30 protein-coding genes are annotated in these 23213 nt (G+C 51.3%); all 30 read right to left on the minus strand.

What is annotated here, in order from left to right:
* Positions 1–210: 210 nt before the first annotated feature.
* Complete coding sequence (locus tag LOC67_RS24555) at positions 211–990, minus strand: DUF4375 domain-containing protein (protein WP_230265488.1); 780 nt, start codon at positions 988–990, stop codon at positions 211–213.
* A 365-nt stretch (positions 991–1355) separates the two neighbouring features.
* Positions 1356–1832 (minus strand): TIGR03067 domain-containing protein, encoded by a 477-nt coding sequence (locus LOC67_RS24560; RefSeq protein WP_230265489.1) that lies wholly within the window; start codon positions 1830–1832, stop codon positions 1356–1358.
* A 125-nt stretch (positions 1833–1957) separates the two neighbouring features.
* Positions 1958–2173, minus strand: a complete 216-nt coding sequence (locus LOC67_RS24565) for a hypothetical protein (RefSeq protein ID WP_230265490.1) — start codon at positions 2171–2173, stop codon at positions 1958–1960.
* Positions 2174–2501: 328 nt separating this feature from the next.
* A complete protein-coding gene (locus tag LOC67_RS24570) occupies positions 2502–2849 on the minus strand; it encodes a hypothetical protein (RefSeq protein WP_230265491.1) in 348 nt (115 codons plus the stop codon).
* Between the two features lie 139 nt (positions 2850–2988).
* Positions 2989–3198 (minus strand): hypothetical protein, encoded by a 210-nt coding sequence (locus LOC67_RS24575; protein WP_230265492.1) that lies wholly within the window; start codon positions 3196–3198, stop codon positions 2989–2991.
* 1341 nt (positions 3199–4539) lie between these two features.
* Positions 4540–5007, minus strand: coding sequence for a YegJ family protein (locus tag LOC67_RS24580; RefSeq protein ID WP_230265493.1), 468 nt, complete (start codon positions 5005–5007; stop codon positions 4540–4542).
* A gap of 356 nt (positions 5008–5363) precedes the next feature.
* Positions 5364–5858 carry an imm11 family protein gene (locus LOC67_RS24585; protein ID WP_230265494.1) on the minus strand — a complete coding sequence of 165 codons (495 nt, stop codon included), beginning with the start codon at positions 5856–5858 and terminating at the stop codon, positions 5364–5366.
* 11 nt (positions 5859–5869) lie between these two features.
* The gene (locus LOC67_RS24590; RefSeq protein ID WP_230265495.1) at positions 5870–6535 is read right to left on the minus strand and encodes a PA14 domain-containing protein; all 666 of its coding nucleotides are present in this window, start codon (positions 6533–6535) and stop codon (positions 5870–5872) included.
* Positions 6536–6791: 256 nt separating this feature from the next.
* A complete protein-coding gene (locus tag LOC67_RS24595) occupies positions 6792–7463 on the minus strand; it encodes a metallophosphoesterase family protein (protein WP_230265496.1) in 672 nt (223 codons plus the stop codon).
* A gap of 112 nt (positions 7464–7575) precedes the next feature.
* Positions 7576–7941, minus strand: coding sequence for a hypothetical protein (locus LOC67_RS24600; RefSeq protein WP_230265497.1), 366 nt, complete (start codon positions 7939–7941; stop codon positions 7576–7578).
* A gap of 88 nt (positions 7942–8029) precedes the next feature.
* Positions 8030–8707, minus strand: a complete 678-nt coding sequence (locus LOC67_RS24605) for a PEP-CTERM sorting domain-containing protein (RefSeq protein ID WP_230265498.1) — start codon at positions 8705–8707, stop codon at positions 8030–8032.
* Positions 8708–8823: 116 nt separating this feature from the next.
* Complete coding sequence (locus LOC67_RS24610) at positions 8824–9156, minus strand: hypothetical protein (RefSeq protein WP_230265499.1); 333 nt, start codon at positions 9154–9156, stop codon at positions 8824–8826.
* A gap of 96 nt (positions 9157–9252) precedes the next feature.
* Positions 9253–9594 carry a DUF2695 domain-containing protein gene (locus LOC67_RS27825; RefSeq protein WP_410001173.1) on the minus strand — a complete coding sequence of 114 codons (342 nt, stop codon included), beginning with the start codon at positions 9592–9594 and terminating at the stop codon, positions 9253–9255.
* A gap of 594 nt (positions 9595–10188) precedes the next feature.
* Positions 10189–10812, minus strand: coding sequence for a hypothetical protein (locus LOC67_RS24615; protein WP_230265500.1), 624 nt, complete (start codon positions 10810–10812; stop codon positions 10189–10191).
* A gap of 108 nt (positions 10813–10920) precedes the next feature.
* The gene (locus LOC67_RS24620) at positions 10921–11844 is read right to left on the minus strand and encodes a hypothetical protein (protein ID WP_230265501.1); all 924 of its coding nucleotides are present in this window, start codon (positions 11842–11844) and stop codon (positions 10921–10923) included.
* A 433-nt stretch (positions 11845–12277) separates the two neighbouring features.
* The gene (locus LOC67_RS24625; RefSeq protein WP_230265502.1) at positions 12278–12910 is read right to left on the minus strand and encodes a hypothetical protein; all 633 of its coding nucleotides are present in this window, start codon (positions 12908–12910) and stop codon (positions 12278–12280) included.
* A gap of 93 nt (positions 12911–13003) precedes the next feature.
* On the minus strand, positions 13004–13393 hold the full coding sequence (locus LOC67_RS24630) for a contact-dependent growth inhibition system immunity protein (protein ID WP_230265503.1): 390 nt from the start codon (positions 13391–13393) through the stop codon (positions 13004–13006).
* A 77-nt stretch (positions 13394–13470) separates the two neighbouring features.
* Positions 13471–14274, minus strand: a complete 804-nt coding sequence (locus tag LOC67_RS24635; protein ID WP_230265504.1) for an alpha/beta hydrolase family protein — start codon at positions 14272–14274, stop codon at positions 13471–13473.
* A 54-nt stretch (positions 14275–14328) separates the two neighbouring features.
* Positions 14329–14772, minus strand: coding sequence for a cyclic-phosphate processing receiver domain-containing protein (locus LOC67_RS24640; RefSeq protein WP_230265505.1), 444 nt, complete (start codon positions 14770–14772; stop codon positions 14329–14331).
* Positions 14773–15201: 429 nt separating this feature from the next.
* The gene (locus tag LOC67_RS24645) at positions 15202–15642 is read right to left on the minus strand and encodes a hypothetical protein (RefSeq protein ID WP_230265506.1); all 441 of its coding nucleotides are present in this window, start codon (positions 15640–15642) and stop codon (positions 15202–15204) included.
* A gap of 99 nt (positions 15643–15741) precedes the next feature.
* Positions 15742–16380, minus strand: a complete 639-nt coding sequence (locus LOC67_RS24650; protein WP_230265507.1) for a hypothetical protein — start codon at positions 16378–16380, stop codon at positions 15742–15744.
* A 2-nt stretch (positions 16381–16382) separates the two neighbouring features.
* The gene (locus LOC67_RS24655; RefSeq protein ID WP_230265508.1) at positions 16383–17246 is read right to left on the minus strand and encodes an SMI1/KNR4 family protein; all 864 of its coding nucleotides are present in this window, start codon (positions 17244–17246) and stop codon (positions 16383–16385) included.
* A gap of 101 nt (positions 17247–17347) precedes the next feature.
* Positions 17348–17905 (minus strand): hypothetical protein, encoded by a 558-nt coding sequence (locus LOC67_RS24660; RefSeq protein WP_230265509.1) that lies wholly within the window; start codon positions 17903–17905, stop codon positions 17348–17350.
* A gap of 112 nt (positions 17906–18017) precedes the next feature.
* Positions 18018–18260 carry a hypothetical protein gene (locus LOC67_RS24665; protein WP_230265510.1) on the minus strand — a complete coding sequence of 81 codons (243 nt, stop codon included), beginning with the start codon at positions 18258–18260 and terminating at the stop codon, positions 18018–18020.
* Positions 18261–18463: 203 nt separating this feature from the next.
* Positions 18464–18841 (minus strand): hypothetical protein, encoded by a 378-nt coding sequence (locus tag LOC67_RS24670; protein ID WP_230265511.1) that lies wholly within the window; start codon positions 18839–18841, stop codon positions 18464–18466.
* Between the two features lie 209 nt (positions 18842–19050).
* Entirely contained in the window at positions 19051–19398 is a 348-nt protein-coding gene (locus tag LOC67_RS24675) for a hypothetical protein (RefSeq protein ID WP_230265512.1), read from the minus strand.
* A gap of 318 nt (positions 19399–19716) precedes the next feature.
* A complete protein-coding gene (locus LOC67_RS24680; RefSeq protein ID WP_230265513.1) occupies positions 19717–20145 on the minus strand; it encodes a DUF6932 family protein in 429 nt (142 codons plus the stop codon).
* Positions 20146–20224: 79 nt separating this feature from the next.
* Positions 20225–20749, minus strand: a complete 525-nt coding sequence (locus tag LOC67_RS24685; protein WP_230265514.1) for a hypothetical protein — start codon at positions 20747–20749, stop codon at positions 20225–20227.
* A 380-nt stretch (positions 20750–21129) separates the two neighbouring features.
* Positions 21130–21387, minus strand: a complete 258-nt coding sequence (locus LOC67_RS24690; protein WP_230265515.1) for a hypothetical protein — start codon at positions 21385–21387, stop codon at positions 21130–21132.
* A 670-nt stretch (positions 21388–22057) separates the two neighbouring features.
* Positions 22058–22489: a hypothetical protein gene (locus LOC67_RS24695; protein ID WP_230265516.1), complete on the minus strand. Its 432-nt coding sequence runs from the start codon at positions 22487–22489 to the stop codon at positions 22058–22060.
* Positions 22490–23213: the final 724 nt, after the last annotated feature.

The following is a 23213-nucleotide window of genomic DNA, read 5'->3' on the forward strand; positions in this document are numbered from 1 at the left end:
GTTGCAAGGCTGGCCAACTCACCGCAACGATTATGTCTCCGGCGTGACCACCCCGTCATGGCACAAATCTTTTCGCTGAGACTCAGATTTCTTCTCAGGAGCAGCGAGTATTTTTAAATCGTTTGGAAACAAGCGATCTCGTAGGCGATATGTCGGTGTCTCCATATCGGGCGATCAAAGCCGACCTCCGTCCCAGGTGGCACGGCATGCTTATGCCGCCTCGATAAACGCTCTTAAACGTCGAATTGTTTCCTCAGCTAAATTCGACACCTGATCCCCGAGCTCGTCCAAGTTCCGTCGCTTTTTCGACGACATTCGCTCCAATTGGCGTACCCGAGTCTCTTGCGATTTGCCTGGCATCCCACGTGGGAACGTCGAGCATGCTGAGTCCAAAATCTCCAGCAGATCAAAAGCTTCAATAAGCTGCAGTGATTCCCGAACGAGTTTCAGTTCGTCACCCGTAGAATTCCCAAAGTACTGGTCGAAGCCGCCGTTTTGCACTTCGGCAAGAAGATTGTAAGTAGTCGCGAACACACGATTCTTGGGATCGGCTATTTGGGGTTTCACCAACGCAGCAGCGTTCGCTTCAAAGTACTCGTCGAACCACAGCTCGTCCTCCGACGCAGGATCATCAATCGAGTCTTGAAAGTCACGCACCATAATTGGGATGCTGTTGCCATCGGAGTCCTCTGAAAGCTCCAAGACCTTCATTGCTGCATCAACGGAGAAACCCGGAATGTTCTTGCTCAACGCTGCGGTCCACAATTGCCATTCTTCATCCGGCCCAAGCTCTGGAACCAGGTAAATCATCCAGGGCAACATTTCGAGCTTCCGGTCAGGTACGATTTCGACGGATACGTAATAGCGGTCATACTCAGGATCAATATTTCGCCATGCGCTTACGCGTTGAATGTCATCCCAACGGCAGGCAAAGAGAACTTCCCCTTGCTCGGAGTATTCGACGCCTACTGAGTCCGATGTTAGTTGCATCCTGTTTCTATCCTCGCGAACGGTAGTGATCACGTCGTCGCCGCGTGTGACCCTCAAGTTGAATCACCACGCCCAGGCGACTCGTCGTGCACGCAATGGTTTGCCAGCCGGTTCGCAACACTAGGTTAGGCAAATCCCCGGTCGCTTTGTCTCGCCAATAAGCGGACGTGTGGTAGCCATTTCGAAGACTCACCATCACTGAACGCCAGTTTTAGCAAATACAACAGGCGAAGGCATCGGGAAACATGCAAGACTCGCAAGCAGACCTGTAACCACGACTCCAATTCTCCCGAGTACAAGCCATAGTTCGGCATCTTTGATGCGATACAGTTGTTGCTAATGCCGTGGTGTCGACGACAGCCTATTCACTTCTGCTGTCTCATCAAAATCAGCACGCGTTTTGAACCTGGAACTGAACTAAAGTCGGCAGGCCGATCAGCATCAGCCACGTTTTCACCACAGATGACAACGCCGTCTTTATCAAACTTCAGCAAACAGCGAAACCGCTCGCGACCTTGCGGCGGAACCGCTACGAGATCAATTCCAACGTGCTTCGGAGAAGACAACAAGTCGTACGTCCACAACAGTTGCCTCTTTTTTGATTTATAGCCCAATGAAAAGCCATTGACGAAAATTGAATCGCCCTCAATGTCGAGAGTGAATTCCCCGAGACTGTTAATTGAGATGGCTTCGCCATCGTTAACAATCTTGGATACCTTCCACGTTCCTTGCAGTCGACGGCGATCGGAATCCAGACTTGCATCTTTTGCATCTGCGTCGACGACGCAAACGAAGGGAAGAGCAAATGATGCGCAACAAAGTGTTGCAAGCATTGGTCTCATGACATTGGTTGCCGAAGGTCAGGAATCAATTCAATAAATTCAACTCCGCGACTCATTTGTATACGCTGGCTCGCCGTTCCTCTCTAGACAGCGTTTTTTGATCGTGGGATTGATAATTTCGATGCCTAAAAGACGATCAAGAATACCACAAAAACAAACATCGCCAGTCCAACAAGCACGGCGATCGCGATCGTAAATCCACACCACGAGAATTCTGAATCGCTACTCAATGCCTCTGCACACGCGTTCTTGTCGGCAATTCGCGTGCGCGCAGCGTCCATCATTCGCTGCTCTTCAGCAGTCGGCATGACCGGTTCGTACCAAATTTCGTCGTATCCCATTCTGTATGGTTTGCAATTGATCGCCCCTTGCGAAAGTGCTGCAGCAACTCTCAGCACATGCATTTGGGCGAAAGATAGTGACAACGGGGGCGCGGCAAACGATTCATCACTTCAAAAAAACTCTTGGGCCATTGACGCGCAACGAATTGTTAACCACCACATCCTGAGTGCCAAAGGTACTACGGAGGCCCACTATCCTGGCGTTGAAAGAGCAGAAGCAACGTGTTCTGTCATTTTGCGATGCCACGATTCGCAAAAATTTGCTGTCAGACATGTTTGCTGAATCATCCCACTCTGATGCTCTGCATCGCTATCCGCAAACACACAGTTAAACGTGTTTCCGCTTTAGATGTAGAACGAGCCTGTAGACGGCCAATCCTGCTCCACTGACGACGATGCCAATGACGAGCCCACAAAAGGCTCCAATCAATGCACCGCCGTACCAAGGAAGAAAGCTATCCGACGGCAGGACAGCGAACACTGCACCGCAGATCGTGCCTAGCACCAACGTGCACGCTGTAAACTTGGCCTGAAATCGGTTATCGCCTGATCGCGTGTTGATGCCGGTGACTATGTCCGTCACCGCGTTATACGTAGGCTTGCCAGGCGTGGCATCCTGATCGGCCGAATGATCGATGAAGGAATTGCCTGATGTTTTGTACGGGTTTGTCGTCACATCTATTTTCGTTCGTATTCGTGAAGAGAGCGTCAGTGGGGATAACGGTATGGTTGAGCGCAGCCGCGAGAATGGTTTACCAGTTCAGAACAGTTAGCTCGCAGCCTCCCTTGCAATCAGTGCCCCACATGATTCTTAGCTATTTGAATGGATCACCTTCAAACGGGTCTCCAATTGTTTCATCAGTAGGAACGGTGTCTCTCGTATCAAACAGTTTACTCCAGTGGCCTGACGCAAGTACGTGCTGCGCATCGGAGCCCCAGAGTGAAACAGCAAAGTCATTCGACAATGCATGGACCACAGCGGACACAAACGAGTTTTCAGCGATCGATGACTTTCGATCGCTCATTTCAGCGATGCGTGCTTTTGACCATCCGGCAACCGATGACGATGTCAACTGAACGAATTTGCGATCGTCAGTCGACGCAAGAACAATAGTTCTGTTGCCCTCACGTTTGATTGAGACCCCCGTTCGTTTTGCCATCGCGTCAACAGAGGAAGGACAGACGATCATTGCAACGTGAGGTCTATCGTTCCGGTTTGACACACCAAACGTGCATCGCAAGGTCCCACCATCAAAAGCGAACGTAACTGAACCCACAAAGGTCTGGTCTGCCGCAGTTGCGTCGTCGACTGCGACAACAGCCGGGGAAAAAGGATTGTCTGCTGACTCGCGTTCTTGCGCACTGAACGACACAATAGAAACTGAGCTGGCGATAATGAACAAAAGAAAACGCATTCAATGTGTCTTTATCAAAGTACGCTACCATCATGTGGTCGCCGCGAACGACCAACGACTTCAAAACTCAACTCGGCGACTCTGTTGCATTCGATGTTCATGCGCGCGTTGTCGAATCAGTCCGATCCAAGTCGATCCCCGCGTGAGGATATTCCTGAAACAATTCGAGATAAATTGGAACAGTTGACAGATTTGTCTTCGCCTCACGCCGTCCCACCTTGTTAGTGGACGAGTCAAGGCAATTGGTGCATAAGTTCAGCGGAACCACCACAAACAATTCACGTCCATGTATCTCGGGAGCCTGGTATCCACGTCGAGGCGTCAACGCGGTTGCAAGCGCAGCAACCCAGCCAAATAACCACACTGCGATCCCTTCATTGTTCGTCGGATCACGCGACCAGGCTTTTTCGCATTGAACCCTAAACCATGCGACCTGGTCCGTTTCTCTGCAGCAACTCGCACAAAGCGAGTCTGCTGGCAGTTCCAGATTCTTGATCATTCCATTTATTCGCTCCACCACCGACAAGCGATGTGCCGTCTGGCCTGCCGCCAAACGCAATTCCGAAAGGCGTGGGACCGATATCTCGTGACCGCAGGCACAGTCTATCGTACTTCCGGCTTGGGATGCGGGCACCTCGTGGGTCCTTCCGCACTGACACGAAATTTTGTAATCCAAATCAACACTCCCCACAAAAAATTTTCGGCGGAAACCACCACAAGAACTCCCTAGCCGCAACCAATGCTATCCAAGGCCACCGAGGTATGTGCTGCGCCTTAGATTTTGATTCTGGGTGAATGCTGTCTTGCGTTCGACCAATCAGATGCCCGTTATCGTCGTAGACGTATGCGTCGGGAAGATAGCGAGTGAAGTCAGGGGACATACCCAAACGTTTGCAGAATCTTCACGCGAGTTGAAGGCTTATCATCAAACTCCGCCCTCGTTTCATACAGCTACTCAGTCGCGAACATCGCACGATACTGATCTGCATCAGCCTCTGGCATAGTCGCCAGGAGCGGGCGCAATGTGTAGTTGCCGTGCATCTTTCCGTCACGGATGAACATCCAATCAGAAATTTCTGTTTTGCCAAGTGAGTACTGTTGACCAATCGTCACGTTTGAGACCATGCCGGGTTCATTGTTGATTGTGCCAGTGAACTCGTTATCAGCGAAAGTGACTTCCGTAAGCCAAAAATGTTCAGTCACGCCGTTGTCCTCAATCGGAGCCTTTACGGCATAGTTCTCCGAGCGTCCGGATTTCAGATCCGCGATGAAGGTATCGACTTCTGCAAGCGCCCGTTCAGTAGCGGCAGCCATTTCGGCTTCGTCGTAGCCACCTTCGACAAGCGTATCTGGTTTGGACGAACAACCGATCGAAAAAACAGTCATCGCGAGAAGCGACCAAAGAGCATATTTTTTCATTGTGTGAATCGAATGTAAGGAGATGTGATCTCAGTCGGATAACGCAATGCGTCAGCGGACAAACGCGAGACACGTTGATTCAAAAAACGCCGCAACCGCCAGGTCAGTTGCTCGCGATGTTTGTGAAGCTCATTCGCAGTCAATTTTTGGGGCGGCTCTTCGCTCTGCCTTTCATATACCTGGTCAACGACAACTCTCAAGACAACGTCACAAATACCACAATCGAATGACCTTTTAGTGATGTTCTTTCTCGCTCACTAGTCTCTGTTCAAACTGTATTGTTTAGAAAAACTGGCTGGCGAGGCTCCGTGTTTGTTGAGTTGGGGCCGGATTCTACCCTCCGCTTCACGCGATTACTAGCTAGCCTCGACGCCAATAAGAGCCATCCCTTTCACGCTGCCGCATGCTACCAGCATTTTCACCGCCCAGTTGGCAACCATGATGCTGTACGGGAACTCGGCAACACGAAAGAACCCGGCGTCAGACGGAATCGCAGTCGACTGGATCACATACTTCGAGACAGCAGTCAGTGCGCCGTCATTGCCTTCACGCACTATCGACCTTTTCAAGTCGAGACATTTGATATGCCGTGTGATGTTCAGGAGTGAGTAAGCCCCCAAGATGCAGCCGTCTCGGTGATCTACGCAGACAGGGATTGCCTGAAGACCAGCGGAATCAATCGACTGCGCGGCTTCAGCGAGAGTCTGTGAGATGAGTTCGGCACCGTAACACTGGTGTCCTCCAACGACATCACAGGGAATGCCCTTGGCAACGAATCTTGCGTTGCTAAATGGAGCGGGATCGACTGCTTCGCCGTGCATTAGCGGCAGTGAATCGTAACTGTCGTGCATATGCGACTCGATCACATGCATCTTGCTTGGGCGACAGCCAACAGCATCCCCAACCCGAAGACAGCCAGAGATCCCGGTTCCGGCACCGCACCGATAGCGGATGGACGAGTTTGAAGCCCACCGGGAGCACCAAGAAGTTGGTTGGAACCGTTGGGACCGAATCCAGCAAGCTCCAGTACTGCGCCACCTCCTTGTTCAAAGAAAACCAGTGATAGGTCATGCCATCCGGCTGCCAGACTAAGACTTCCCGTTCTTAGATCGACCGCGTGAAGTTGATCATCGAAGATCACTGAGGTCCCACCTATATCAAGTGACAAACCATCATCATTAAAAGTACGAAAAGTGTAGAGACCATCGTCGGGAGCAAATACTTGTCCGGATACGCGAACTACAAATCTCTCGTTTCGTTCCGAGAACGGACTGGCACCATCACTATTTGGAAACGGGGAGAAACCTGCGAAATCCCCCGCGCTTGCATCTCCAGGGTTATCTGCAAAGTCAATCACGCCAAACACACCAGAGATGGCTGGCGCATTACTGGTGATAATTGCGTTTGCCGTCACCAAATTTGGAACTGAAGTCGAAACTTCAAATTGCTCTACCAATAACCCGGAAAACGCCGGACTAGAAAACAGCACAACTGCCAGCGTAGCAATAGAAATACGATTCAGGTTCATAGAGCTAGACATCCTTACGGGTGGACCACAGGCACAAACACGGGGTAGGTTGGCGGAGTGTTAGAACGATGCAATACGCAATTTCTACCTGCTAACCAATATTTGTCTGAACGTCTCAGGTCACTACTTCGTCTTACTGAACAGCCATAACACTATTGCAACCTTAAGATCAGAGCCATAGTAGGCGCTGCTCACGCTAAGTTCTGTGAAAATGCTTCTACTTTCTCACTCTGTCGCAACCGATTGTTCACCGCGTTTATGGTCCCTCATCGAGCCAGAAGCGTCGAGTTTGGCCGGCTTCATTAGACTGCCAACAGATGCCAGCGTCGACATCAAGGCATGTGAGCCAACCACGCCCGTAAGCCCAAGTGTCAATGCAAATTGCATGTCCAACCGAAAGAGGAACGCCATCTCGTTGTGCAGTGTGCCCGCACACCATTGTCAGCCCGGATTCATGTGGCGTGGGATTGCCGAACGTTTCCCAATAAAGCATGACGTCCGGCTGTTCATCAATCGGAATATCAGCGCACGCATTCGCATGAACGAAGAAGTGAGTTTCCGTGCAGAAGTGCGATCGAAGAGATTCGGTCAGAAAATGCCAATGGTCATCGGGGATATCATCGAGACGATCTGCATCGTAAGAAGACAGAACAGCATCACCACCGCAAGCAAGCCATTCATCACGAAGGCCATCTGATTGGCGAGCTTCAAGCATCATTACTTCGTGGTTGCCTCGAAGCGGAATCAGACCTCCAGTTGCGTGGCGTTCGATCAGCCATTCAATGACTCGTCGTGAATCTGGACCGCGGTCAACGTAATCTCCAAGCGTGATGATTCGATCGTCAGATTCAAACGCTGCAAACGATGCCAACTCCTCGAGCGAACGGAAGCAGCCATGAATGTCGCCAATCGCAATCGTTCGCACCACGTTGCGGTCTCCAATGGTTTTTAAGCCGGAAAACAGATGCCGCTACCGAGCAGCGAGAATTGACTTTCCACTTCATGACCGGAACGCTTCACCGCTTCGGTTCACGGCTTGGTTATTTGGCGGTCTCCGTTGCAGTGTATACCACATCCGCTTCCTCTTCAGTCAGTTCGACGAGTCCAAAAGCGTCGAAAATTTCGTCAGGGAGCCTGTACATTGCAGTATCACCAATAGCCATGCATTTTCGGCAAAGATCTAGAATGTCAGTGCCGGGAGGAATTCGATAGCCGACGGGAGCCCAGGTGAACAAGCACCAGTATCCAGTCGCTACAGTAATCCAAAAGGAGTTTCCAGAGTCGGGCCAGATCTCGCGATCCTGAACGGAGACCGTCACCTGGTGTCGTCCGCTGATACCGCACTTGATTCCACTCTTTGCAAGTGCTTTGCGAATTTCGGTATAGGGTGTGGTGTCAAAGTCCATCAGCCAATCACCGCGCCCGTGAAATCGAATCTTCAATCAACGCACCACACCAACCGTGCTTCGATGCAATTCACGCACCATCGACACGTCAAGCGACTCTGCGTCTTCTAAAGACACCTGCGATGAACACGGACCCTACAAACATCAATGATGACGGTTCGGGAATGGCAGTCCCTTCAACAACTAGGCGTGTACCACTACGAAGAATCACGTCATTGTTATCCCATTCCAGATCACTTGACAATGGAAGATAGTACTGACTGAAATAATCTACGTCTGGAAAATCAATTCCATTTCTTGGCATCACAGGTGTGCTGTTCGTCCCAAACAGGCCTCGCCCACCCAGCAAGATTGCGTATTCGCCGGGGCCGAGTAACGCATCAACATCAACCCGAAGGTCGGAACTATCTCCATGCATCCCGTCTTGAACACCAATCACCCCCGACACTAAAGAATTTGCTTCGATGTCGAAACCATTCGTTGGCATCACGCCCGCTGAAATTTCGATAATCGATGCCCAAACACTGTCGACAGTAGCTGGACCGTTAGAGATCGATAGGTGACCTCCAATTGCGGTGATCCGGGTTGTCTCACTCAGCGAAAACCACGAACCGGTAACGGGAACTCGGGTGCCGCCACCATGAGGCGGACCGAGAGTTGCTGATTCGTAGACAATGTCTGCCCTCGCAACAAAAGGTGAAACGAAACAGGAAGCAATAGCGATGCACGCAACAAACAAAGCCCTGATTAAATAAAAGCGTGACAAAGCCCCACCTCGTTTTGGAAGATTAACGGAATTAGGTTTTTGCGATGAACGCCGGCGATCACACCGCCGCCAAGAAACTTGGATTTCGAAACCGGCGGCTCCCGTTCACCGCATTGTTATGCCTTATCTGTTGCCAGTTGAGTGACCAATTTAGCGAACTGTGCAAGATCGCCGCTTTGTCGATTAAGTTCAGTACGGAGTTCGAGATGCCATTGCTGATCGTTGGGGAACACCCAGCAATAAACAGGAATCCAGCCGGATGTTTGTACCAGTGTTGATTGTAAGTGATCGGGCAGATCAAGTGCGCCACGGGTTACCTGAATAGGTGATTTTCGCGGCAACTCAGTACGGGAATACCACATTGCGGACCAGTAATCATCAGACATCTGGTCACCCGGCACCAGCGGCGACTCCACAATTGTGATCACACAGCCGCCTTTTTTGCCCATTTGAATCTTGAGGGGCTCATTGGCCGCGTACAGGTTGGCGATGCGCCATGGTTGAGGTAAACCAGCAAAATCCCAGTTCGTGAGCGTGGTTAGATCTCACGCAACTTGCTTCGTTTTTGGTTTTGGTTTCGGCGGGATTGGTCGTTCGCGGAATGATTCAGCGAGGTCTTCAAGGTTGTAGAGTACCTCGCAATCGCAGCAGCCGCCGTGATCGGCAAGCCACGGCAGCACACCGTCTTTGTCGAGTTTTTCGACCTGCAGGAAACAGCGAGTGAGTTTAGTCGAGTGATCGCAGGACTTGAGATTTGCGTCGAGGTAATCTAGAAGCAAGTTCAACTGTTGTGGCGAAAGCGGCATCGAAGCGACAAGGTCAGTTCGCTCAGCGGCCTGCCATTTTTGAAGGCGTGCCTTTCGTTGTTTTTTGCTGAGCTTCGCCATGGTGCTGAATAAAGAGGCAAAACAGCGGACGATTTACCACTCCAAAATCTCCGACTCCGTCTCTTCGGTTGATGTCTTGGTTCTGTCGTTTCTTATTCAAAAGCGACGGGATCAGCCGCGATTGCCAATACGGGAATCGCCCCCTACTTTACTCGAATACAATTCTTTAAGCACTGCATCCAACAGATCTTCGTGCGTAATTTCGCGGTCCATGGTGAAACTCGCAATTCCTGTCGGCAAGTGACGCACACAAATATAGTCACCACTTGTGGACCTTCCAGTATCAAATACGACATCCTTCGGTCCGAACTGCAGCCCACGAAGGTCGGTAATCATGGACTCTCAAAGGCGTCCGATACTACCCTCTGTTACCGAATATTGAAAACGCTCGTTGCCGGTCGGCCTGTGTTTTACGCGAACGAATGCGCCCCGATCGCTGTACCCGATTTCAATTTCGAAGTCATCGCTGCGAATCATGTCAGTGTCGGTTCATCACGATTACGACAGAACGGTTATGATCATCGAGGCAGCGCTGATAATTCTCCTTCGGAAAACGCACTGTCGGAGACTTGGCCTGCAGCACTTTGTTATGCCTCAATTCACCCATTCGTCGAAGTAGTCAATGGCAAGCAATTCGCCAACCAAATCGTTAAATCGCTGCTTGCCGCCGAACGCGGTGACTAACGCCCCAATCGTGACGCAGGACGTATTCGGCGAGAAATCGGGGCGAGCGTCACCGATCCATTTATTGAGTATAGACTGACGGGTCACCACAAACCATTCACGGGACAATTCAATGTTTCCATCCCCAATTTCGACATTCAAACCTTCTTCCGGTGCGATGCCTCCAAACCGGCGGTCGAGGATCGCCATCATATTGCCAGCGATTCGTGTGCCCTTGTGACTGGTTCGGCAGTCGAGCAAGAACTCGTTATCGATTCGAGTCTTCGTAAGGCGTGTTGCACCAAGTTTTAGCTCAAGTGCGACGGCAATAGTCGGATGAATCCACAATACGACATCAACGCGGTTTGCACCGTCGAAGATGTACCCATGATGTCGTGCAAGCTTGCATTCGTGATATGCAAACGTTTTAACGGATTCAACATGGTCGAGGTCGGCGATAGCAGTGAGACCAAGGGCTTCAATCGTCGCCATACGTTGACGATCGGCCATTTCTGAAACGATTACTTCGGCGAGATGAGATAGCGAAACTGGCATAACAATCCGCTGGCAGAAAGGCGAGCACAACCGAGTAGCAGTGATTAACGAACCACTCTAAAGACGTCAACTCTGCACTTCGATTCATGCCTTGGTCCTGCGATAGTGCTACGGATGAATCGCGCTGAGGTCAGCATTTCCTCTAACGTCGACACGATAAGGGAAAGAAAATCGAGTTGCCGCTCCTTCTTTGCTGAAGACCCGGACATGTAACGAATAGTCCCCGGGGACAACGTCTCCAACAATAAGCCGAAACTCACCATTGCCCTGAATTCTTGTTGGCCAACCAACGGCGTCGTAGTCGGAAGGGTCCGTACTTGGATCATTGTAAGCTACGAGAATAGCGGGAACAGCGTCACCAACAACGCGTCCGCGGAGCACGAGGCCATTACGAGTCAAGGCAGAATCAAGCGATTCAAATTGGAAATTGGCAGGGTCGCTTGACCCTGAGTTCTCGCTAAATAAGGGATGGACCGAAAGCGGAAGCGCGGAAGCCGCTGACAAGAACGCACCTCTTGATTTACCGCGAAGCTCTTCACCGAAGTCATGGTTACCGCGTCCCATCAGAGTCCGTCCGATGCGGGCCGTCAAACTCGGACGCTCAGCATCATGACCAATACCGAACGCGTGACCAAGTTCATGAGCAGTGCCACCGATATACCCAGAATTGAAATCTCCGAGCGTAATCCCCGGCTTTGAGAATGGATCTGGACGATTGGACGACAGCAATGCAGCATCTAATCGAACATCATCATAGACCAGTGCGGAACCCTTGAATCCGTTACCTCCACCTGTGAATGGGCCGATCTCGATTGTTTCTCCCGGCTTGCGGTGCAGGAGCGCTTGAAAAATGACAACAACCTCTCGGTCGAAATCTAATCCGTTGTTGGCGAAGGTTTGTCGTACATTGCCGTTCCGATTGATCCAGCTAAAAAAGTACTCGGAAATGACCTTCTCGCCATCCTTGTTCAAGGCGTGAGCTTCGATCGGCTCAAGGTCGTAAGTTGCACTGCCGTGGGATAGTTTACGCATGAGGCGTCGGTTGCGATTGCATACTTCGTTTCAATCCCAACCAGAATGATCAGCCAAAAAAACTGTTAGCGTCGTTCGGCAGTCCGTTGCAATGGCCGCGTTGGAATATTAAATCGTCGGCAATCGATAGGTCAAAAAAACGCATCAATCCACAATAGCTGCATCAATTGATACGCGAATGACACTTGCACGCAGGGAACACTGATCACCGCCAACCAGCACTAAGCAATTAGTGTGTATTAGTGACGATTAGTGTTTCCAAATTTGTAGTCCCCAACCGCCAGCGATGAACGGTTTGACAACCAGTTGCCATCGTTCAAGCTCTGTCGCCAGCAATCGATATTCAACTGCGGAACGACCGGCATCACCGAGTCGGGAGTACAGATTGTCTACTTCATTAACCGCGCATATCCGACCTCGGCAGACCCCACAATTACCCACTCGTTTCGTTTACCGCTGGACCAGCAACTGAGGAGTCGGGCCATTCGCGAGACGCATCAATCTCGCACAGTACATCACGCACACGGTCGGCATCTACAAGCCCCGTGACAGCCAGCGGTTGCGTAGTGCCACGTCCAAGCACACGAAAGCAAAGTGATTTAAGGCCATGTCGCCGCAATAGCGGACCCTCCACCGTGCTGTACGACGACACTTCGCGAAAATGAAACCGTTGATCAACGAGAACAAAGCCGCCTGAGACAAGCCGCAGGTATGGTCCCTCCACCATTAGACGTCGGTTCGCGGCCTTCAACCGAGCCGATGGTCGGAAATATACAAAGTAGAGGATTGCCCCAAAGATGACGCACGCAACGAGACCACCGATGGTGTAAATACTAAACCAACCAAGCCGGAACCAAACGTCCGAATCACGGTACGGTGCCATTCCAGCATTGTAGAATGCCAATGCAAAGAGCATGGCAAAAGGAAACGCTATCCCAAAGCATCCGAACCTTGCCTGCGTCAGCAGGTGATGCAAGAGGCGTTCGCGTTCGATCTCGAATTCAATTTCGAGCGGGAAACGGTCTTTAAACGTCAACAGCGTGCTCGATGGTGGGCGATTGGACATTTATCTCAGCCGCGTAACGGCACGCGTCACCCGGCACGGGTGATGGATTCTCAACTTCAAAACCACCGACTCGCGTACTCCGGTGCACGATGGTTATCTGCCATTTTCCGTGTGTATTGATTCGGCCGCGCTGATAACAACTTCGTTATCTGGGCATTCGTCAAGTATAGCGGTTGCAATCGACGACAGAGCAACAAGATGGCGTGCCATTAAATTGCCGTCTTTGCGACAGGCATTTACGCAAGCAACAAACAGATCGCCTGGATAAAAATCACCGGCGGTAAGTGGTTTGCAGTTAAGCCGCTCTACAGCTATCGGGAGCAACACGTTCGGGCAAATCTGTTGTCCAATCGTCACACGCAAATCTTCGGTTGTAAAATCCTCCAATGGTTTGCGGCGCAACCGATGGCATTTCGCGATCAAGCCTGATTGCGTTTCAGTCTCCGGCCAAGCGGGAGGATCAAGATCGTCGAGCGTGGTCATGATTCACTCGGGTAACGGTTGCGATGAACGAGCCGCCGAGATCCAATATCGCTTTGCATAGCTATCCGTGACACTTGTCATTCGCCGCTCACCATAGTCGGTGCTCCTGAGCCCGCCAAAAACCTGCAAACCTCACCTGAGTACTCCGCAATAAATGCCTGCTTGTTTTGCAATGGCTCCAAGCTTTGCGGCGGCGGCTGGTCCATGAACGAGAAATGTCCAGCGCCTTTGGTAATGCGAACATCGATCGTTTGCCGGTGACACATGGCATGAGCCAACCATTCAGCTTGTGCAGGAGGAGTAATGCTATCTTCGGTACCCACCCATGCCAGAATTGGAACCGTTACCGCATCGAGCGCACCAGGAACCTGGAAAAAGCGGATGGGTGGCGCCAATAAAGCGAGCCGGTTTAACCGGCTATCTGGAGTAACGTTGACGAGCAAGCCAGGCCCTAACCACATTTGCCCTCCGGCCAGAGCAATAAGTGTCGTTGCGCCGATTGAGTGCCCAACACCAACCGCTGTTTCATCGGGGTGAACGAAAGCCTCGAGCGAAAGAGTTAAACGCCTTGCCCGTAGAATCAAGTCTGTTTCGCTGGGTCTCGGAGAGGTAAGCCGTTCGAAGTGTGGTGCGACAACGGTGAAACCCGACTTAGCAAGCCGCTCCAAGAGCGAGGAGTGACGTTCCGGATGGCCACCCGCACCTACTGCGAAAAGCGCCACCGGGGAAACACTTGCGGCTTCATAAACCGAGACTTCGAATGACTCGGCTCCATCATGCAATCTTCTCGTCTGCATCAAGAACTTTCTCCTCGCGTTAATCCATGCCGATACGGATAGCGACCGCGGTACCCAAGGTGCTGCTAAAAACCATGATTTCAAATAAAGGGTGATCGGCGGCTTTGGTTCACCGCTTGGATATCCGATCTTCTGCGTTCATATCTCGATCGATTCGCTACTATCTGTTCCGCGTTCGACCATCTTCAGAGCAACAGGACACCAGTATGATTCAATCCAATCGTCTCCGATCGGCGCAATTCGATCAACAGTCCAACCGGCGTCACGCATCGAAAACATCATTGAGTCAGCGGCATTGGCGTTTGTTGAATGTATTAGTGCAGGACATTTTGCCAGTCGTGTAATCAGGAATGCAGAAACATCGCGGCCATCACCGGGATCAGGATCGTCCGGTGAGTCGGTGAATAAGTCATGATCGAGACAGATCAGGTCAGGCGTGTCATTCAGTGACCAATATTCAGTTTCAAAGTCAGGTGCAGTTCTTGCGATCTTGAGGACTGCGTTTGGGTGTTGGCGGGCAACGACGGCTCTGAATCGACGGATGCGATCATGATCATCTTCGAGCATCAGAAGCGGCTTCATCGTGGTACCAGCTGTGATACTACATGATCGGGTAGCCGCAGATATCACGCGGGTCGGGCGAAAGACGTGCAAGCGAACCACGCGACTCCCGTCCTCAAGTGCACGGCATTGTTCGCGTGGTACACACGACCACGGTCCTCAGTACAACGCGATCGACAAGTCTACCCGATCCGAATATTCAAGGGGAACCAGCAGAGATAGTTCGGCTGACGCATAAGGCCTTTGATCAGCTATCTCGCAGCAGAAATCAAACCGTGATATCAAGTGCAATGAACATGCAACTGCTGTCCCATGAATTCGCATGGGAGTTGCCCAAGCTACACCATCAAACCGGGAATTATATTGCGATCAATAGGAAAACGCTGTCGCGCTAAATCTAGTGGGCCGCAATCAGCAACAACTATCAAACCGCATTTTAAATTGCAGTGATCAGCGTTGATGTTGATTCGGGTATGGGTAGTCGAGTGTTGAAGTCAGGTATGGACTGGATTGTACTCGACATATCGCTTCGGTGACATCGAATCCAGCACCAATCGCATCCTGAATCGTTACAACTTCACGAAACGGCCCATCTTGCGTCTCCGCGATTCCGGTCGACATGAATTCGGCAAGAAAATATGCAGTGCGAGCGGCGAGATATTCCTTTTGCGATTCGACGAGCAGAATTGATGGGGCTTCTGATACTGGGAAGATGTCAACGGTTTCTGAATCGTCTTGCCGATTTCGAATGAAGAGTTGAGTCCAAGTACGGCTGGCTGGGTTGCAAGAATTTCCGTCGGTATCGACGTTGTACAAGTCGTGCCACAAGTACGTGACTACGAGCCGGAAGTCTGGCCGCTCGCTTTCAGCGTTGACGAAAAACTGTTTCATTCATTCTTAGCCAGATAACGACAACGATCACCGAGCCGCCGGAGTGATCCAACCATTAAAACCACGCGTTTTCGGCGGCATCGTATTGTTGTCCCACCATTAATCAGTGTAAACGGCTAAGACTTTTTTCTCTTGCCAGTACGATTCTAATGTCATCTTGGGTTTGACGCAGCATCGGATTGTCAGTGGGCTGAGCCTGACGCTGATTGGATGAGAACACTCGCCGTCGTAAGTACCGATATCCACGACAGAGTCGCCACAAAGCTCGAGATCGTGCCGATTTAGGTAGTCCATAATTGCCGGTACCTGCAGATCAACGCCAGTTGTCGCAACAGCGTGTGGATTGCGAAGGATCTTGGCCAAGGTAATGAGCTCTTCAAGGTCGTCAGGATTGTTGGAAAAGTGCTCGGCGTAGCTCTGGTAGTAGATCGTGTCGATCGCGTCATCCTGTAATGTGAATTCGCCATTTAGAACGTACCCGATCGCCCAATCACCATATTTGCGATTCCATTCTTCCTGTTTGGCGGTGCGACGTTTAATGCTACCGGCGCGACCGATCTTTCGCTCGACGACTGTCCAAGGCATGTGCAAATCGATAGGGATGTGGGGAACTGCCGCCCCATGGACACCGCTGCGGCTAGAAGGTTCGCTTTTGGGAAAACATCGGACATAATCGAGGCCCCGCGAGAGCCTCACCATTGCCAAACCGCTCGGCTCGCTTCCTTCGGTGGATGTCATGGTTATGTCTTGTTTTCCACTGGAGTGAGTCGCCAATCGCCAATCTTCTTTGGAAGCTTCTTTAGCACCTTGTCCTCGAATGCGGACGACATCACCAAATGCATCACCTGCGTGCCACGAGGAGCCTTGATCTTCGGTAGTTTCAAGTTTGCGTAATGGGTCGATGGGATGTGATCATTGTCAACGAGAAAAATGGTCGTATCAAGGAACGACTTGTCTCGCAGCAAATCCCAATCACAGCTAGCGTATCTGCCTCGGTCGTCGTCATATTGCACCCACTTGAGTCCCAATGGCTTGGTGGAGCGTTTTATTGCTGCAAATGAAACATCATCTGGAACGACATATGAATAGATTGAATAGAATGAGTAATACGGACGTAGCGTCGCAAGGAATTCGGGAATGGAGTCAGAAACCTTGGCGATAGCTCCTTTCGTCTCAACATACGGATCGCTGTCTGGATCGTCATGTATCCATATGAAGTACCAAACACCATCTTGGTACGGGCCGGCCTCAAAGATCAAGATGAAAGAATCTTCGTCCACGCGTGCGATTGGGATGGACCAGCGTGGGAGATCGTTTCGATGCCCGAGCAATCCGTGGTCAATCAAGTTGTCGTAGGGATATCGGTCTGACCGCGACCGAACCGCGTAGAAAAAGTCGATGGTGGAAATAGTCTCCATCCCTGAAAACGGATACCGAAAGGCATTGTCAACCGGAGTGCCGCCGTTATGGATCAGTAGAAAGTCCTGGTATTCCTCAGGTAGCCAAACGGGAAGTAACGCAAGTTTCTCGCGAGTCAGCTTTGGACCTCGTCCGCGAAACGCGATCTTCTCAATGTCGATGGAATTTAATTTCCGCTTTGCCATCAATCAGACTTCCTGGATATAACGTCTAAAATCACCCGGTCGCGACGAGAGACTCACCATTGTCAATACGCCCGACTTCGCGACTCGGGTACATTTTTTTGTTATGCATCTTTTTGCTGCAGCCGTTTAGCTTCATGGTCAAACCAAGCGACAAATTCTCGTGCCGCACGACAAAAACCATCTCGCGAACAACTCGCCGCCAAAAAATCGTCAGGGAGACGCCGAGGCGAATCCAATTGGACGTACGGGCGATGTAGTACCATCACAGTTTCTGGGGCTGGTGCCACAATTACGGAGCTGTATCCGTCAAACTGCTCGCCCCAGTTTGTGAGGAAATCAAATGGGCTAAATCGGCGAGAATCACGCTGAATCTCATCCATCGTTCGGTCATCGTCGCCGTAGATCGCGTGACGAACCGTGTCATGGATTTCTTCAGGAGTCATGCCATTAAAGACGGTGTCCCAAAGCCGATCAACACGTTTGGCGTGCCAGTCGAAATTTCCGTACGCAGGATACAAAGCACAGTATTGGTCGCTGAAATCACCCAGCGTAGTTCCGCCAACGTGTACGCACATCCGCCCCCACACGGCTGATGGAACTTTCAAGGCAGGTTCGACCATCACTTCGATCGCGAAGTCAGTTGAGTCACCGATCAGCATGTCTTGTCGCGTATCTTTTCTCTTAAGGCATAACGGTAACGATCACGTAGTCACCGCGAACGACCAACCACTTCAAAAACCTCATTTCGGCGACACGTCGTGCATCGGATTGCTACACGCTTTGTTCTTTTGCAGCGCGGAGCTTTCGCCGCTTATCACGCAAGTATTCGCGACGTTGCTCCGATGTCGGCACGAGCCACCAGTATACCAGCAGGACAGTGACCAGAACCGCTATGGGAATGCCGACAAAGACCGCAATCATCGCAGTTGTACCACCAATCCAATACAACACACCGACGAAAAAATAGAACGCAATATTGGCGAACCAGAGAATGCCGTGTATCGCGATTTGCATCAGGAATCCTGGTTCATCCTCGGATTTGTCAGCTTGGGGATCTGAGTTTGGCGATTCGTATGGGTTCAATATCTGTAGACACCAAAGTCAGGCATCGGATTAACGAAGTGAGGTCATGTCGGGTAACGTCCAGGATCACCCGGTCCGAGGAGTTGAGCAACCACTGCCCAGGATACACTCAAAGACTCGGGTGTATCCGTTGGTTATCCGCCATCTGGTATCTCGGGCAGCGGTTCGCAATAAGTGGTGTTGCGAATCAAGTCAGCGAACTCACGAACAGCGTCACGAACACCTTGTGTCGCGTCGACAAGGTCGTCGTCGGTCAGGTATCCATCGTAATGCGCGCGGTACACGGAAGCACCTGGGTCGGACTGCGTGTAGCGTCGCCATAGTTCTCGAGAGATTCCATCGTGGAACTCGTGAATTTGGTCGTTGACATCGTGTGGCGACAAATCACCCGCATCCATGGCGCAGATGGCATCGGCAAGCTTGTGAATCTCGGCACTAAGCTCGCGTTTCCAAGCGATTGCACCAAGTTTCCGTCGGCATTTGCGATCGGCTTTGGAGTTGTCGTTGGCCATGAGTGAAGGTTGGAATGTAATGGAATATGGAATTCAGCGGATAACGGTAGCCGTCACCAAGGTCTAGCGATGAACTGACCACTTCAATGGAACACGCTCACCGACCTTCGCGTGCAAGGCATGGTTCGACGCGATCTGAACCACCACGTGGCCTATGCCAAGGTGACGGCACAGCTCGATTGCCATGGTACCCAGCACAGTGGCATGACTCAATTCGACGTGCTTTTGCGAGGCTCTCCAAACAAAAGTTGTGCAATTGCCGTTGCAAAAATCGATCCGCAAAGCCAGACAATCAATAATAACAAAAGATCAGCGCCGGGGAGAAAGTAGCCCGTCAGAGCGATGCTTCCAAAAGCAACGATGAAATACGTAGCGTCGTATCGATTCGACGTCTTAGCAGGGGCACGGCCGCTTTGTCGTTCGACCAACCACTGCACAACCCCAATGCTACGTGAGATGCCGAAGATAAGAATGAGCGTGATGGCTATCGTGAGTTGAGAGTAACCCGCAAAAAAGAGAAAACACGCGATGGCGATCAATGAAACGACAGATATCATTTTTCCAGCCGCCAAACCGCCATGGTCACCGAGTCGGCGCGAGTGAGGTGAAACTAAAACGCGAAAGTCGTCAACTCGCCGAATTCGGTGGACCAACTGGTTCGCCGCTTTCTTACATCTAACTAGACCGTGACGAACGAGCTTCTTCGCTCCCCTCGTACACGGCCAGTTCTTCATTCAACCTTGCGATTAGCTTGCGGATCCCAGCCTTGGTGAACCCTTTTTCGCCGACCGGGTGTGCTCGCTGGAGCGCCTCCAGACGAGATTGAAGATCGCGCAGCTCAGCCTGTGCGTGTTCGTATTCTGTATTCGTTGTAATCAAAGTTCGACCTCCACAACGCCTTTGCGTCTGCCATCAGTCTCACGAGTTCGACTGAAGAATTCTAGCCAAAAATCCCAGTCACGGCGATCTTCTGCGGCAAAAATCTCTTCTGGGTGTCGGGTCAAAAGCATTGCTTCCAACTCCAGAGCCTCGACACTTCCGTTGGCAACGAGATTCGCAAAATCTTCAGGAAGCCAAACAACAGCATCTACATCATCCGGATTTGGCTTGGCCGTTACGAAACTGCCTCCGACGAATAAGCGGCGAGCCGCAATACAGCGTGAAAGGTCGATCCATCGTCGCAACCGTAGGGCGAGCCGCTTTCGCTGAGGTGTTTGCGAACCGAACCGAAAGGTCACCTCGCCCTCGCTAGCGATATGTAGCCCCTCAGGCAAATATCCATCGGCGCGCAATTGAGGAATCATTGCTGCGTTTTAACCTATTCCATGCAGCGAACGGTAGCGATCACGTGGTCGCCGCAAACGACTAACCACTTCAATAATCTCAACTCGGCGACTCACGTGCGTCGCCGGGTTCGCCGCCCATTGAAATAGCGGAGACATATTGTAGCAAAGGACATCCGGAATCAGTTTCGGCGGCCAAGTGCGCATCGATTTCTTCTTTTAGCATCACGGGACGACCTAAATGTTCGTCGAGGACGGTCACGCAATCCTCGAAATTGACGCCATCGCAAAATACGTCATCGACAAAATCATTGTCCGGAAAACAACGAAATTCTTTGGTGCGAAAGGCCGTTGCGATCGCGGTTAAGGCCTCAATATGAATCGTCCGTAACGGCTGAATACCAACGAACCCGCGCCAGCGTCCGCCGGTGCGAACGCGTACAGTCGAGGGATTGACGCAAACGAAAAGTGGGCCGGGACCGGTGTATCGATGGTAGTGCTTAGTCTCTGGAGGCGGAAATGGACGTTCGGCTACCCATCGTTCATTGTCAGGCGAGTCATTGAGGATTCCATCCGTCCAATACTCCGCAAGTTTCTGTGCGATGCTCAATGTTGAAGAAAGCATGCGCATCGTCACATCGCGGTCCAGCCAATTAATCTCGTGACGGAAAAGAATGTTGATGCGAGTTCCCACGTCACATAAATCTCTGTCGGCGAACCTCACGCATCACTGGGTACGCGCGAAAGATTTTCAACTTCAAAACCGCCGACTCGCGTACTCCGATACACGCGATTGTTACCCAATTCTAGAGTCGGTGCGGGTGTTATGTTGTCATTCGTCAGCTGGCAGCGGTTCGCAAGCATATTCCCCTGAATCAGCGAAGTCGTCCCAGCACCAATGAAAGTCAGTGCAACCAGCCGAGTTCAAGATTTCATGGGTGACAATTGCTATCTCGTAGATCTGTTTGGGTGTGGCAAGCACCGCGGAACCGAAGAATCGGCGAATCACACCGGGGAATTGCGAGGGTGCAACCGATAGTTTCCATCGCCGTGGTATCGCGTAATGACAATTTCGATGTGTGCGTTCTCGTGGACGATCGGGATCAGGAATCCGGCATCGTGCCAATCGTCGAGTTCGTCAATCGTCCAACCGATTGAAGACAAGCCATCGGCGATGGACCGAGCAAACGATTCGCCACGTACGCAGTCACCGACTGAGGCGGGCTCGTCTCCGCGAAAAGTGGCGTTTTGTGATCGAGCCATTCGCTCAGCAGAACTTCATTCGGGTAACAGTAGCCATAACCGAGTTACGGCGAGTGAGTTGAAACTAATACCCACACCAAGCCACCTCCGTAACTTAGGTTCATCGCTTCCTTTGATCAGAGTTGGATGCGGGCGATGGATAATCTACTGGAGTCAATACCGACCGATCCACTTACGCGGTGACGTTCGAATGCAGACTGTTGTATTCTGGTGAAGGATTACGGTCCAATCAACAGCGAACACATTCCCATTGTGATCGTTTACAGACTCCAGGTGGCACAACTGTGCATCTATTGGTAGGCGTCCGGTGTCCAAGATCCGCCGCCAAACACCATTCAACTTGCAGGTCTGCATCTCAAATTCGACTGCGATCCGGAGTTCATTCACGGAGATTGGGTTGTAATCAGGTGAATCTCTCTGCGCCCGATTGTTGAAATCGTCGACCACAAGAGCCAACGGGACGCTAGAGCTCAACCACATGAGGTGGCGGGCGCCCCAAAAAACAATCGCAAATGATGCTATGGCGATAAGAAGGGTTCGTAATCCATATCGTAAACGTTTGAGGTTTCTCAAATTATTCGTATCGATGAACGTCCAGGATCACCGGGTCGGCGATGATCGCATTGGTTTCCAAATTGCCTCGACCGCCGACTCCGTGCACATCCGTTGGTTATATGCCCCAGTCGTCGGGTAATCGTCGACGTTCCTTTTGTGGGTTGTGCGGGGCAACAAATACGGTTCGGTGCCGTTCGTAGCTACGACCGTTGTCCATCACTGCAATCGCTGTGAATTCTACCATATGTCCATCGCTACGATAATCACCTTGCCATCCCTTGACGGTTTCGGAATGCATTTTGATTCTTAGATCTGCGGATCGAATGGAGGCGGCGTCGACGCCAGATTTTGCAAGTTGTTCCTCGAATCGGCGAGTTGCCAGCCGTTGTGCGACGGCCACTGGCGCATCTGTATCTGATGGCGTGGCGAGCAAATCGATGTGATACTCCGATGTGTCAAACGGCAGTTGTCCGTACAACCAATAGCCACGAAGGTCTGAATAGCGGCTTGTGTAGGTTCCGATAAAACCTTCGAGTACGCTCTTCATGATTCGACGAGAAGGCAATAGGGGCACCTAACGGTAAAGATCACGTGGTCGCCGCGGACGACTTACCACTTCAAAAACCTCAACTCGGCGACTCACATGCATCGTCGGGTTCGCGAGGTACAAACGACCACGGTCTGCAGGACATCGCTTGTGATAAGTCTACTCGATCGGAATCCCAAGGGGAATCAGCGTTCATCTTGCGGCCGGCACCCTACGCGTTGGATCTGCTGTTTCGCTACAGAAATCAAATCATTACTTCGAAAGCGATAAACAGGAAACTGCCGTCACTTAAATTCAAATAGACGCTATTCAAGCGACACGATCAAACCGTGAATTCGATTGCGGCGATCAGCTAACAGTTGCCACGTGAAATCAGATGGACCGAATCCAAACGCTTGGAACTGCAATGGGCGGTGACCATGTTGATAAGAGATGAGTCATCAAGCAGCACAACCACCCGCGCGAACGTCACGCGTCACCCGGTACGCGCGATAGATTCTTAGCTTCAAAACCGCCCGACTCGCTTACTCGGGTGCACGCGATTGTTACCCGCTATCCGTGCGACCGAAACGTCGCTATGTGTCAGCAAGAAGCAAGCCGCCGCAACGCTATTGCGGGCCGGTATACGCAGATCAGCACTTCGGTGGCGATGCCGCATCAATCCGTGATGACCGTATTGCGCGGACGATGATCGTCGCGAACGCCGAAATCAACGTTAACACGA

It is taken from the genome of Stieleria sp. JC731, from assembly GCF_020966635.1.
GTDB lineage: Bacteria > Planctomycetota > Planctomycetia > Pirellulales > Pirellulaceae > Stieleria.

Bases quoted from the DNA above. Each gene is read 5' to 3' on its own strand.
- LOC67_RS24555 (WP_230265488.1), bottom strand. From the start codon at position 990: ATGCAACTAACATCGGACTCAGTAGGCGTCGAATACTCCGAGCAAGGG.
- LOC67_RS24560 (WP_230265489.1), bottom strand. From the start codon at position 1,832: ATGAGACCAATGCTTGCAACACTTTGTTGCGCATCATTTGCTCTTCCC.
- LOC67_RS24565 (WP_230265490.1), bottom strand. From the start codon at position 2,173: ATGGGATACGACGAAATTTGGTACGAACCGGTCATGCCGACTGCTGAA.
- LOC67_RS24575 (WP_230265492.1), bottom strand. From the start codon at position 3,198: ATGAGCGATCGAAAGTCATCGATCGCTGAAAACTCGTTTGTGTCCGCT.
- LOC67_RS24580 (WP_230265493.1), bottom strand. From the start codon at position 5,007: ATGAAAAAATATGCTCTTTGGTCGCTTCTCGCGATGACTGTTTTTTCG.
- LOC67_RS24585 (WP_230265494.1), bottom strand. From the start codon at position 5,858: ATGCACGACAGTTACGATTCACTGCCGCTAATGCACGGCGAAGCAGTC.
- LOC67_RS24590 (WP_230265495.1), bottom strand. From the start codon at position 6,535: ATGAACCTGAATCGTATTTCTATTGCTACGCTGGCAGTTGTGCTGTTT.
- LOC67_RS24600 (WP_230265497.1), bottom strand. From the start codon at position 7,941: ATGGACTTTGACACCACACCCTATACCGAAATTCGCAAAGCACTTGCA.
- LOC67_RS24610 (WP_230265499.1), bottom strand. From the start codon at position 9,156: ATGGGCAAAAAAGGCGGCTGTGTGATCACAATTGTGGAGTCGCCGCTG.
- LOC67_RS27825 (WP_410001173.1), bottom strand. From the start codon at position 9,594: ATGGCGAAGCTCAGCAAAAAACAACGAAAGGCACGCCTTCAAAAATGG.
- LOC67_RS24615 (WP_230265500.1), bottom strand. From the start codon at position 10,812: ATGCCAGTTTCGCTATCTCATCTCGCCGAAGTAATCGTTTCAGAAATG.
- LOC67_RS24620 (WP_230265501.1), bottom strand. From the start codon at position 11,844: ATGCGTAAACTATCCCACGGCAGTGCAACTTACGACCTTGAGCCGATC.
- LOC67_RS24625 (WP_230265502.1), bottom strand. From the start codon at position 12,910: ATGTCCAATCGCCCACCATCGAGCACGCTGTTGACGTTTAAAGACCGT.
- LOC67_RS24630 (WP_230265503.1), bottom strand. From the start codon at position 13,393: ATGACCACGCTCGACGATCTTGATCCTCCCGCTTGGCCGGAGACTGAA.
- LOC67_RS24640 (WP_230265505.1), bottom strand. From the start codon at position 14,772: ATGAAGCCGCTTCTGATGCTCGAAGATGATCATGATCGCATCCGTCGA.
- LOC67_RS24645 (WP_230265506.1), bottom strand. From the start codon at position 15,642: ATGAAACAGTTTTTCGTCAACGCTGAAAGCGAGCGGCCAGACTTCCGG.
- LOC67_RS24650 (WP_230265507.1), bottom strand. From the start codon at position 16,380: ATGACATCCACCGAAGGAAGCGAGCCGAGCGGTTTGGCAATGGTGAGG.
- LOC67_RS24655 (WP_230265508.1), bottom strand. From the start codon at position 17,246: ATGGCAAAGCGGAAATTAAATTCCATCGACATTGAGAAGATCGCGTTT.
- LOC67_RS24660 (WP_230265509.1), bottom strand. From the start codon at position 17,905: ATGCTGATCGGTGACTCAACTGACTTCGCGATCGAAGTGATGGTCGAA.
- LOC67_RS24665 (WP_230265510.1), bottom strand. From the start codon at position 18,260: ATGCAAATCGCGATACACGGCATTCTCTGGTTCGCCAATATTGCGTTC.
- LOC67_RS24670 (WP_230265511.1), bottom strand. From the start codon at position 18,841: ATGGCCAACGACAACTCCAAAGCCGATCGCAAATGCCGACGGAAACTT.
- LOC67_RS24675 (WP_230265512.1), bottom strand. From the start codon at position 19,398: ATGATATCTGTCGTTTCATTGATCGCCATCGCGTGTTTTCTCTTTTTT.
- LOC67_RS24680 (WP_230265513.1), bottom strand. From the start codon at position 20,145: ATGATTCCTCAATTGCGCGCCGATGGATATTTGCCTGAGGGGCTACAT.
- LOC67_RS24685 (WP_230265514.1), bottom strand. From the start codon at position 20,749: ATGCTTTCTTCAACATTGAGCATCGCACAGAAACTTGCGGAGTATTGG.
- LOC67_RS24690 (WP_230265515.1), bottom strand. From the start codon at position 21,387: ATGGCTCGATCACAAAACGCCACTTTTCGCGGAGACGAGCCCGCCTCA.
- LOC67_RS24695 (WP_230265516.1), bottom strand. From the start codon at position 22,489: ATGAAGAGCGTACTCGAAGGTTTTATCGGAACCTACACAAGCCGCTAT.